The sequence below is a fragment of the Stenotrophomonas sp. 05L44_2 genome (assembly GCF_056665995.1).
Window position 1 is genome coordinate 1 of record NZ_JBFTNR010000044.1, and the last position, 11,021, is coordinate 11,021.

The window sequence follows — 11,021 nt, forward strand, 5'->3', positions numbered from 1 at the left end:
AGCGTCGGCAGCGTCTGCTTCAGCGCGTCGATGCCCTGCCACGGATCCGCCTTCAAACGCTTCGCCCGTGCCAACGCCTTGTCCATCGGAAACGCATCGGCCGCGCTCACCCGCGCCAGTTCTTCCCAGCGCAGCGGCACCGCGACTCCCGCGCTCTCCCGCGCACGCAGCGACCACGAGCACACGCTGGTCGCTCCTCGTGTATTACGCAGCCAGTCGATGAAGATCACCCCGCTGCGCTTGGCCTTGCTCATCGTCGCCACGTAGCGGTCCGGCGCCTGTTCGGCCATCGCCTGTGCGAACGCTTCGCAGAACGCTTTCGCGTCGTCCCAGTCGGCTGCGGGTTGCAGGGGTACCACCACATGCACGCCCTTGCCGCCCGACAGCCGCACGAAGCTCTGCAGCCCGGTTTGCTGCAGTCGATCGCGCACATCGCGCGCGCCGCGCTTCACGTCGGCCCAGCTCACGCCCTCACCCGGATCAAGATCGAACACCAGCCGGTCGGGATGTTCGGGATCGGCCACCGTCGCGCCCCACGGATGCAGTTCCAGGGTGTTCATCTGCACCAGCTGCAGCAGGCCGCGTTCGTCATCGATATAGACGTAGTCCTCGCGCCCGCTCTTCTGCTGCAGCGGCACCGCATGCACCGCATCACCCAGGCCCTGGCCATGGTGCTTCTGGAAGAAGCAGGCCTTGCCGACGCCGTCGGGACAGCGCAGCAGCGACAGCGGTCGCCCACTGATTTCCGGCAGGATCCAGCGTGCCATCTGCCGGTAGTAGTCGGCGACATCACCCTTGCTGAGTTTCTTCTTCGCAAACACCATGCGCTCGGGATGGGTAATGGCAACGTCGTCGCCGTCATCGGCCGGTGTTGCACTCATCGCCAGGTCCTCCTTCTTCTTGTCACTGCGCAGCCGCTTGAAGCTGGCCTGGCGCAGCAACCCTTCCTTGCCCCAGCCGCGGAACGCGACCTCGGCCACCGTTACCGGCTTGACCCAGCGCACGCTGGCCGCACGCAACGGCACGTGCGCCGGCAGCTCCAGCACCGCCTCCTTCACCGCCAGCGGCGCGAGCGCGGCCGCCAGCGCGCGCAGCCCCTCATCGTCGAAGCCGGTACCGACGCGGCCGACATAGCGCAGGCCGCCCTTTTCCGGCGTGGCCAGCAGCAGCGAACCAAATCCCACCCGCGAGCCTTTGGGTGCGGTGTGGCCGATGATCAGGAATTCATCGGTGTCCTCGTGCTTCACTTTCACCCAGCTGCGTGCGCGGGTGTTCACGTAAGGCGCATCGACCTGCTTGCTGACGATGCCTTCGAAGCCCGCCTTGCCGCTGGCTTCGAACACGGCAGGGCCGTGGTCGATGACGTGCTCGCTGAAGGCCAGCGTGCCAACTGCATCGCCGATCAGTTCCTTCAGCAGTGCCTTGCGTTGCAGCAGCGGCGCACGGCTGATGTCGACCCCGGCCACGCCCGGCAGGTCGAACACGATGTAGCGCAGCGGTTGTTTCGAGCTGCCGTCGATCACCCGCTGCAGCGCGGCGAAGTCGCTGCGGCCGTTGTCGTCCAGCACCACCAGTTCCCCGTCCAGACGCGCATCGCGCACCGGCAGCGCCTGCAGCGCCTGCACCACTTCGGGAAAATCGGCAGTCCAGTCCAGGCCATTGCGCGAGCGCAGCGTCACCTCACCTTCGTGCAGATCGGCCAGCAACCGGTAACCATCCCACTTGATCTCATGCAGCCAACGCTCGCCATCGGGCGCGGTGTCGCGGTGATCGGTGAGCTGTGGCTTGAACTGGTGCGGGTAGCTTCTGTCGCGCGCCCCGTCCAGCTGCAGCGCGCGCGCATGCCAGCGTGCATCGGCCTTGCGTGGGTGTGCGGCACGTGGCGCTGGAGCCGTCTTCTTCGCTGAAACCCGGGACCTCTTTGCGGATGTTCGCGCTGGCGTGTGCAGCAGATCGTCCGCCTCCGCATCCCGTGCCTGCGCGTCATCGCGCTTGATCAGCAGCCACTGCACCTGGCGGCCCTTCATCGCCGTGCGTACCAGTTTCCAGCCACCGGCCAGGCGCTGCCCRTGCAGCAAGAAGTCGATCTTGCCCGCCGCCAGTGCTTGCAGCGGATCACCTTCGCAGGCCCAGCTGCCGTGGTCGAACACATCGACGTGGCCGGCGCCGTAATGGCCTTCCGGAATATCACCTTCGAAGCCGGCATAGGACAGGGGATGGTCTTCCACCTCCACCGCCAAGCGCTTCTCACCCACCCGCAGCGACGGCCCCTTCGGCACCGCCCAGCTTTTCAGCACGCCATCCATTTCCAGGCGGAAATCGTAGTGGCGGCTGCTGGCGTGGTGCAGTTGGACCACGAAGATCGGCCGCCGCTTCGGATTGCCCTGTGCCGGTGCATCGTCCGGCTCCGGGGTCTGTCCGCTCCCCCCGCCCAGCCGACGCTTGCGGCGGTACTGATGCAACGACATGGCTCAACCCGCCTTGCGTCGCGCAGGGGTTTTCTTTGCCGCCTTCTTGGCGGCCTTTTTTGCCGGTGCCTTCTTCGCCGCTGCTTTCTTGGCTGGAGCCTTGCGCGCGGCCGCCTTCTTCGCCGGCGTGCGCTTGTTGGCATCCAGGCTCTTCTGCAGCAGCGCCATGAAGTCCACCACGTTGGTGGTTGCGTCCTCGCGCGGTGCCGGCTCGTCCTCCACCTGGGTGGTGCCGCCCTTGGACTTGATGCGCTTGTTCAGCACCTGCTGCAGGCGTTCGCGGAATTCATCGTGGTACTGCGAAGGATCCCAGTCACCGGCCATCGACTCGATCAACTGCTCGGCCATCGCCGTTTCCTTGCTGGTGATGCGGTAATCGGCAAGCTTTCCACTGGGCAGCTTGTAGTCGTCAGGCTCGACCAGTTCCTGCGGATAGCGCAGGATCATCAGCACCAGCGCGTCATCGTTGGGCATCACCGCGCACAGGTACTCGCGCGTGCRCACCACCACCCGGGCGATACCGACCTTGCCAGTGCTGCGCAGCGTTTCCCGAAGCAGCACGTAGCCTTTCTCGGCCTTTTTACCCGGCACCAGCAGATAGGGCTTCTCGTAGTAACGCGGGTCGATCTGGCTGGCGTCGACAAAGGTTTCCACCTCCACCGTTTCATGGCTTTCCGGCGCCGCCGAACGGATATCGTCTTCCTCCAGCACGACGTAGCTGCCCTTGTCGTACTCGTAGGCTTTGACGATGTCCTTCCACGGCACTTCCTCGCCGGTGTCGGCGTTGACCCGTTCGAAGCGGATCGGTTTGCGATCGCGCGAATCCAGCATGCGGAAGTGCAGGTCGACCTTGCGCTCGCCGGACATCAGCGAGACCGGTACGTTGAGCAGGCCGAAGGAAAGCGTACCGGTCCAGATCGGGCGGGCCATGATGCGCACCTGTGTTTCAGCAGGGGTAGCCAGCTTCAGCCGGCTACCGTGAAACAACCGTGTCGGCCACGTGCAGACCATGCGGTAGTGCCGGCCGCTGGCCGGCAGCTCCTTGAATCCTGGCGATGCCTGCCAGCGACCGGCACTACTGCAGCAGCGGCCTCACCGCAGCGGCCGGGATATGGTCCAGCGCGCGCCAGGCATCTTCCACCACCGGCTGCGCCTGTGCCCAGTTCAGGCGCGACTGTCCGCGCATCTGGTCCCAGTGCTCGGCCAGTTCGCCACTGGTATCGGCCTCGCCGCCACGCGGCCAGTCAGCGGCGTGGGTGGTCAGCGCGAAGGCGTACACCGGGCACAGATCGCGCCAGTTGCGATGCCCCTGCCCGCGGCGTTCCTCGTAGTCGCTCAGCATGTACTGCAGGTAATCCTGCGCCACCGCCTGCGGATCCTCCAGGCGGCGCGTCCGGCGCTGCGTGCTGCGCTGGCCAAGCGGATCCAGCAGGGCGTTGAACACGGACGGGGCGGGGCGTTCAAGACGGGGCATGGCCGGCTCCTGCAGCAGGGCGGGTGGGCAGGAATACGCGCGCCGCCGTTATCCAGTCGTGACAAAGATGTTCATGACGCCAGGTTCGCAGTGGCTTTACTTCGTCCGCGCTCTAGTGGAGGCCTACCGGAGGAACGCCCCATGACCACCACCCGTGACCCCCTGCGTGAGAACCACACCCCCGAGCCGGGCGAGCAGCGCGGCAAACACGATCTGGCCGACGCCGAGGACCGTGGCGCCGGCATGTCGACACCGGACGAGGGCGTACTGCCCGTCGTGCGCCGGCCTGAACAGGCCGCACAGGACCGCAAGGACTGCGGTGACCGCAATCGCGGTGGCCAGGAAAGTCCGCTGAAGCGGCGCGAGCGCAAGCAGCACGCCAGCGACAACCAGGACGAGGCGCTGGAAGAGACCTTCCCGGCCAGCGATCCAACCTCGCCGTTCGTGCCCGCCAAGGCCCCGGATTGATCGGTAGCGCCGGGCCATGCCCGGCGGATCCGTCACGTCCGCGCTGCGCGATCGCCGGGCATGGCCCGGCGCTACCGGGGCCCGCCTAGCGCCATGACCACTGCAGGCCAACGCTGGCGCGGCGGTCCGGCCCCGGTTCAAAGAACCGGCCGTTACCGTCATTGACGATCACCGAGCCGATGTACCGCTGGTCCAGCACGTTGTCGATACRTGCGAATGCGCGCAGGTCACCGGCCTGCAGCGCCCAGCGGCGACCGGCTTCCAGGTTCAGCAGCGCGTATCCCGCTGCGCGCTCGGTGGCGATGTCATTCACCACCACGTCGCTGCTGGCGGCCGCTTCCAGCGCCCACTGCCACTGCCCCGGCGACCACTGCAGGCGGGCATACGCCTGCTGCCGGGGCACGCCGGGCAGGCGGCTGCCAGCGGCAACCACGGTGTCGGGCACTGCGCAGTTGCTGGCCGCACAGGCCAGATAGGGCGAACGCACCTGCGCCTGCAGCCAGGTCCAGGCCAGCTGCAGCTCCAACTGCTCGGCCAACGGCTGCCGGTACTGCAGCTCCACACCCTGGCGGCGGGTACGGCCGATGTTGCGGTACGTGCTGCGGCCGTTGGTGTTGCTGGCAACGGCCAGCTCATCGTCGGTATCTGCACGGAACAGGCTGATATCGAGCTGTCTTCCATCCTGCGCATGCCATTTGCTGCCCACTTCCACGCTGCGGCTGCGGGCGGCCGCCAGATCCAGCGCCAGCCCGGCCTGGCCGTCGGCGCGGTAGCCCAGCTCGTTGAACGTCGGGGTTTCAAAGCCACGCCCGATCGCCGCGTGCAGGCGCCACTGCGGGCTTGCCTCGAAGCTGACACCCGCCACTGGCGTGGTGGCCTGGTAGCGACGGCGGCCACTGTCGTCCGGGTTGCGCCCGACGATGTAGCGATCATCCGATTCGAAGCGCACCGCGCTGTGGCGCACCCCGGCCAGCAGCGACCAGCGCGGGCTCCATTGCCACCACGCCTGGGCGAACTGGTCCACGTTCTGCACGATGTCGATCTGGTCGCGACGCAGGCGGCCGCGTACCCCCACGGTGGTGCCGACGAAGTTCTCGTAGCCGGTGCGGTGCTGGCGCTGGCGATCGGCATTCACGCCCACCACCAGGTCCAGCGGGCGCCCCCACAGATCGCCGTTCCAGCCCCAGCGCGCGTCCAACCCGCCATAACCGCCGTCCAGGTCGATCACGCCACCGGCATGCAATGGGTTGGCCTGCGGTCCCGGCGGAATCGGCAGGTACTGGGTCACCGCGCGCTGCCCGGCATAGCCCATCAGCTGCCAGCGCTGCGCACCGGCTTCACGGGTCCAGCGCAGGCCTGCCTGCTGCTGGCGCACCGATTTGCGGGTGTTGTACTGCTCAGCCACCGCCGTGGCCTGGCGTGGATCGGCCGCCACCTGCGCGCGGGTCAGGCCCAGCGGGTCCTGCGCGTTGGGCGCGTGCAGCGCATTGAGCAGCAACTCCAGGCGGCCGCCAGCGAGCTCGGTGCCAAGGCGCGCGTTGAGCGATTCACGCCGCGCGCGGCTGTGGTCACGCCAGCCATCGGTGCTGAAATGGTTGGCGGCCACGTTGTAGTCGACGCCAGGGCCCGCCCCGCGCAGCTGCGCGCCGACGCTGAGCGTGTTGTCGGCACCGGCACTCACCCGCACCCGCCACGGGTCACCGGCCTGGCCCTGCGCGCTCCACACCTGCAGCACGCCCCCGGACGAATTTCCATACAGGGCCGAGAACGGCCCGCGCAGCACCTCGATGCGCTCGGCACCGAGCAGGCTGGCGTGSGASAGCTGGCCCTGRCCATCGGGCATGGTCGCCGGCACCCCRTCGAYCAGCACSCGCACSCCGCGCACACCAAAGGTCGAACGGGCGCCGAAGCCACGGATCGACAGCTGGGTGTCCTGCGCGAAGTTCTGCCGGTCCCGGGCCAGCAGGCCCGGCACTCCGCCCAGCGCCTCGGACAGCTGCGTGCCCRGGCCGGTACGGTCGGCGTCGATCCACACCGTATCCAGGCTGGCGGGCAGGGCGAAGGGGTCTACGCCGGGCACCCGCGCGGCCTGCACCTGCACCGTCGGCAGGGCGGTCGGCAATGGCTCGGCCGTCACCGCCAAAGGCAGCAGCAGCAGGGCGGAAAGCGGCAGGCATTGGCGTCGTGCGCTGGGATTCATGATTCAGGTTGATGGATCGGGCGGCAACGCACGCCATGGTACGGGCAGGCGGATGACGATGGCGGCGGCCAGCCCCGGCAGGCTTTGTTACGATGGGTCGGTTTCGGCCGACAGGCCGCAAGCCGCGTGGCGCAATTCCTCCCCCTTTCCGTCTACCGAACGAGTACCGCCGTGTCCTTCTTTGCAAACGTGGAACTGGTCCCAGGCGACCCGATCCTGGGCCTGACCGAGGCGTACAACGCCGACAGCCGCCCGACCAAGGTCAACCTGGGTGTGGGCATCTACTACGACGAGAGCGGCCGCATTCCGCTGCTGCGCGCCGTCAAGCAGATCGAGCAGCAGCTCGCCAACGAAGCCAAACCGCGCGGCTACCTGCCGATCGATGGCCTGCCGGCGTACACCCAGGCCACCCGTGAGCTGGTGTTCGGCAAGGACTCGCCGCTGCTGGCCGCCGGCCGCGTCACCACCGCCCAGACCGTCGGTGRCAGCGGTGCGCTGCGCGTCGGCGCCGACGTGCTGAAGAAGCTTCTGCCGCACGCCACCGTCGCACTCAGCAACCCGAGCTGGGAAAACCACCGCGCCGTGTTCAGCGCCGCTGGTTTCGAGGTGGTCGATTACACCTACTTCGACCCGACCACCCATGGCGTCAACTTCGACGGCCTGCTGGCCGACCTGGGCAAGCTGGAAGCGGGCACCGTGGTGCTGCTGCACGCCTGCTGCCACAACCCCACCGGCGCCGACCTCACCGTCAGCCAGTGGAAGCAGGTCGCACAGCTGCTGAAGGACCGCCAGCTGTTCCCCTTCATCGACATGGCCTACCAGGGCTTCGACAAGGGCATCGAGCAGGACGGTGCCGCGGTGCGCATCATCGCCGAGGCCGGCATCGACAGCTTCATCGTCGCCAACTCGTACTCCAAGTCGTTCTCGCTGTATGGCGAGCGCGTCGGTGCGCTGTCGATGGTCGCGCCGACCGCCGCTGACGCCAAGGCCGTGCAGTCGCAGGTCAAGCGCGTGATCCGCACGATCTACTCCAGCCCGTCCACCCACGGTGCTGCACTGGTTGCCGGTGTGCTGACCAATCCGGAACTGCGCGCGATGTGGGAGCAGGAGCTGACCGAGATGCGCGAGCGCATCCACGCCCTGCGCCAGGGCCTGGTCGAGAAGCTGGCCGCCGCCGGCGCCCCGCAGTTCGGCTTCATCAACGAGCAGGCGGGCATGTTCTCGTACTCCGGCCTGAGCCGCGAACAGGTCGAGCGCCTGCGCGACGAGTTCGGCATCTACGCCGTCGGCACCGGCCGCATCTGCGTGGCCGCGCTGAACCAGAACAACCTGGAATACGTCGCCAAGGCCGTGGCCACCGTCGCCAAGGGCTGATCGACCGCTCCAGCAAGCTGTGGAAACAAAGGCGCCGAAAGGCGCCTTTGTTTTTGCACCTGCCTTGCCACACCCTCCGCGCTCGCGGCACACCCTGAAACGCAGTGAGCGGGGCACCGTGGCCAAGACACGCCGTAAACCCATTCATGGGGGCTCGATCGGCGCATCCATGCGCCTCACGKCYTTGGCCACGGTGCCCCGCTCACTGCGCCTCGACGAAGGGAAGCCGCCACGACCGCAACGCCTCTGGAAACGATTACGCCTACCCCCGCTCACCCACGCGCAAGTCAGACCAGCGACAATAGGCGTTTTCCCGTTGCCGAGACCTGCCCGCCCATGTCCCGTACCTCGTTGACCCGCTTCCTGATCCAGCAGCAGCACGCCGGCCGCATCAACGCCGACCTGCGCCAGCTGATCGCGGTCGTCGCCCGCGCCTGCACCAGCATCTCCATCGCCGTCAGCAAGGGCGCCCTCGGTGGCGTGCTCGGCGAGGCCGGTACCGGCAACGTGCAGGGCGAAGCGCAGAAGAAGCTGGATGTCATCAGCAACGAGATCCTGCTGGAGGCCAACGCCTGGGGTGGCCACCTCGCCGCCTGCGCATCGGAGGAGATGGACCACAGCCAGCCGGTGCCGGACATCTACCCGCGTGGCGATTTCCTGCTGCTGTTCGATCCCCTCGATGGCAGCTCCAACATCGACGTCAACGTCTCCGTCGGCACCATCTTCTCGGTGCTGCGTTGTCCGACCAACGTCGAACTGCCCGGCGATGACGCCTTCCTGCAGCCGGGCAGCAAGCAGATCGCCGCCGGCTACTGCATCTACGGGCCCAGCACGCAGCTGGTGCTGACCGTCGGCCACGGTACCCACGCCTTCACCCTCGACCGCGAAACCGGCGAGTTCCTGCTGACCACCGAGAACATGCAGATCCCGGCGGCCACCCAGGAGTTCGCCATCAACATGTCCAACCAGCGGCACTGGGAAGCGCCGATGCRGGCCTACGTGGAAGATCTGCTGGCCGGCAAGGAAGGSCCGCGCGGCAAGAACTTCAACATGCGCTGGATCGCCAGCATGGTCGCCGACGTGCATCGCATCCTGACCCGCGGCGGCATCTTCATCTACCCGTGGGACAAGAAGGAACCSGGCAAGGCYGGCAAGCTGCGCCTGATGTACGAAGCCAACCCGATGGGCCTGCTGGTGGAGCAGGCGGGCGGCGCTGCCTGGACCGGTCGCGAGCGCATCATCGACGTGCAACCCGACCAGCTGCACCAGCGCGTGCCGGTGTTCCTCGGTTCGCGCGAAGAGGTCGCCGAGGCCGTGCGTTATCACCAGGAGCATGACGCGAAGAGCGTCTGACAGCGGCCATCCCTACAACGGTCATGGCAGATTGATGACATGACCGCAGGGTGACAGCTGCAGCTGCAAACGGCACCATCAAGCCCTTGCCGTCGAAGGAATGCACGCATGCACGAGCCGGGCCCGGTCGATTTCATCGAGGTCATCCACAACGCCGTCCCCAGCGACGTGTGCGCTGCGATCGTCGCGCGCATGCGTGCAAGCCAGGGCCTGAAACCCGGCGCAGTGGGCAGCGGTGTGTTCCCGGAACTCAAGCACAGCAAGGATCTGCGGATCAGCGGCGTGGATGGCTGGCAGGATGTGGACCAGCAGCTGCAACAGGCGGTATTTGCGGGTCTGCAGACTTATCTACGCCGTTATCCACAGGCATTGATCGCGCCGTTGATGTTGCAGATCCAGGACAGCAACGGCCAGCCGCGACGCCTGTCGGCCGAGGATTTCCCCGACATGGCGCCGGAGCAGCTGGCGGATCTGGCGCGCACCTGCCTGCGCCCGGGCGCGATCAACCTGCAGTGGTATGCGGCGGGCGAGGGCGGTTACCCGTACTGGCACTGCGAGCTGTACCCGAAGGACGCGCAGGCCGAGACGCTGCACCGGCACGTGCTGTGGACGCTGTACCTCAACGACGACTTCGACGAAGGCGAAACCGAGTTCCTGTTCCAGGGCCGCAAGATCGCACCGCGCACCGGCAGCCTGTTGATTGCGCCGACCGCGTTCACCCACACCCATCGTGGCAACCGGCCGCAGGGCGGCGACAAGTTCATCGCCACCAGCTGGATCCTGTTCCAGAGCGCGCAGAAGTTGTTTGGGGGAGGGTGAAGCTCTCGCAGCTACTTGGTCGGTCCAAAAGACAGCCAGAGATTGCCGTTGCCGCCTTGCCAAGCACTAAGCCTTTCGAGCGGCATTTCCTTGATTTGGCAAGTGAACTGCAGATCGAAGGGTCGGTCTTCTTTTCGATAGCTGTTCCATCCTACAGCCTTCACTTCAACTTCCATTCGGCTATCGCGCTTGTGCGGTCGATGGAGTTCAACAGTTACTGCATTGGACAGCCAGTAGTCTCCCTTGTGCGCGAAGCCCGCACCACCACTGGTTAGGCGTGCGCCGACCACCTCCTGCGTCCCTTCAGAGGACGGTGTATATCCCGTCAGGATGCCGGTGATCTTGGTGTACTGCTGGGAATCCATCACGCCTGATGATTCCGAGAAGATGCGAAGCAGAATGAGCGTATCGGTGCCCTTGCTCACCACCTGACCTGTATTTGCTGTCCACAGACGCTGTTCGAACTCATCCATGCCAGCCGGCATGTCGGTGACGATCGTTGCCTGCGGAACGATGATGCATTCATGCAATTCACGCGCGTGGACTAACTGCGTTCCGAGCACGAGAAGAAGGCAAGAATAAGCCATATGGATAGAGAACTTCATTGTGTGCACTCACATGTGGCCTTACGGGCTTTGTCATAGTTGTAGATCTGTTCCCGAGCTCGCTTGGTTGCCTCCGGCGAAATGTAGCCGTGATCCCAACCATTTTCTTGAGTTTGCAAATTTCTAGGGCGCGTGAAGTGGAAGCCTTCGTGGATTATCGTATCCAGTACGTTGTAAACGCCCGCCCAATCAAGCACATCCAAGTATCTGTTGTTCAGATGAATGCGACCATCCCCATACAGCTCCGATCGACCCTCATC

General features: G+C 66.1%; 9 protein-coding genes and 1 pseudogene. 4 read left to right on the forward strand and 6 right to left on the reverse strand.

Translation table 11 applies throughout. The features are described 5' to 3' along the window. From ligD to AC1VAN_RS02680, 3 genes are all read right to left on the reverse strand, one after another. The coding region (gene ligD / locus AC1VAN_RS02670; protein WP_480985219.1) for a DNA ligase D at window positions 1-2,468 on the reverse strand (2,468 nt) is incomplete at its 3' end. A 3-nt stretch (window positions 2,469-2,471) separates the two neighbouring features. Next, a complete protein-coding gene (ku, locus tag AC1VAN_RS02675) occupies window positions 2,472-3,398 on the reverse strand; it encodes a non-homologous end joining protein Ku (protein ID WP_480985220.1) in 927 nt (308 codons plus the stop codon). Window positions 3,399-3,543: 145 nt separating this feature from the next. After that, window positions 3,544-3,942 carry a hypothetical protein gene (locus AC1VAN_RS02680; RefSeq protein WP_025875521.1) on the reverse strand — a complete coding sequence of 133 codons (399 nt, stop codon included), beginning with the start codon at window positions 3,940-3,942 and terminating at the stop codon, window positions 3,544-3,546. Window positions 3,943-4,083: 141 nt separating this feature from the next. On the opposite strand from AC1VAN_RS02680, the gene AC1VAN_RS02685 reads away from it, so the two are divergent. Next, complete coding sequence (locus AC1VAN_RS02685) at window positions 4,084-4,410, forward strand: hypothetical protein (RefSeq protein WP_025875523.1); 327 nt, start codon at window positions 4,084-4,086, stop codon at window positions 4,408-4,410. A gap of 85 nt (window positions 4,411-4,495) precedes the next feature. On the opposite strand, the gene AC1VAN_RS02690 is transcribed toward AC1VAN_RS02685, so the two are convergent. Continuing rightward, entirely contained in the window at window positions 4,496-6,610 is a 2,115-nt protein-coding gene (locus tag AC1VAN_RS02690) for a TonB-dependent receptor family protein (protein ID WP_480985221.1), read from the reverse strand. Between the two features lie 171 nt (window positions 6,611-6,781). Here AC1VAN_RS02690 and AC1VAN_RS02695 point away from each other — a divergent pair, with 171 nt between their 5' ends. From AC1VAN_RS02695 to AC1VAN_RS02705, 3 genes are all read left to right on the forward strand, one after another. Then, entirely contained in the window at window positions 6,782-7,984 is a 1,203-nt protein-coding gene (locus tag AC1VAN_RS02695; RefSeq protein ID WP_480985222.1) for an amino acid aminotransferase, read from the forward strand. Between the two features lie 336 nt (window positions 7,985-8,320). Continuing rightward, on the forward strand, window positions 8,321-9,337 hold the full coding sequence (locus tag AC1VAN_RS02700) for a class 1 fructose-bisphosphatase (protein WP_480985223.1): 1,017 nt from the start codon (window positions 8,321-8,323) through the stop codon (window positions 9,335-9,337). Window positions 9,338-9,445: 108 nt separating this feature from the next. Next, a complete protein-coding gene (locus AC1VAN_RS02705; protein ID WP_032978467.1) occupies window positions 9,446-10,156 on the forward strand; it encodes a 2OG-Fe(II) oxygenase in 711 nt (236 codons plus the stop codon). 11 nt (window positions 10,157-10,167) lie between these two features. Here the strand turns inward: AC1VAN_RS02705 and AC1VAN_RS02710 are convergent, their stop codons facing one another. Together AC1VAN_RS02710 and AC1VAN_RS02715 are read right to left on the reverse strand one after the other, a co-directional pair. Then, window positions 10,168-10,761 carry a hypothetical protein gene (locus tag AC1VAN_RS02710; RefSeq protein ID WP_282280092.1) on the reverse strand — a complete coding sequence of 198 codons (594 nt, stop codon included), beginning with the start codon at window positions 10,759-10,761 and terminating at the stop codon, window positions 10,168-10,170. After that, window positions 10,758-11,021, reverse strand: a pseudogene (locus tag AC1VAN_RS02715) (RHS repeat-associated core domain-containing protein); the annotation flags it as partial. The pseudogene AC1VAN_RS02715 and the gene AC1VAN_RS02710, both read right to left, overlap by 4 nt.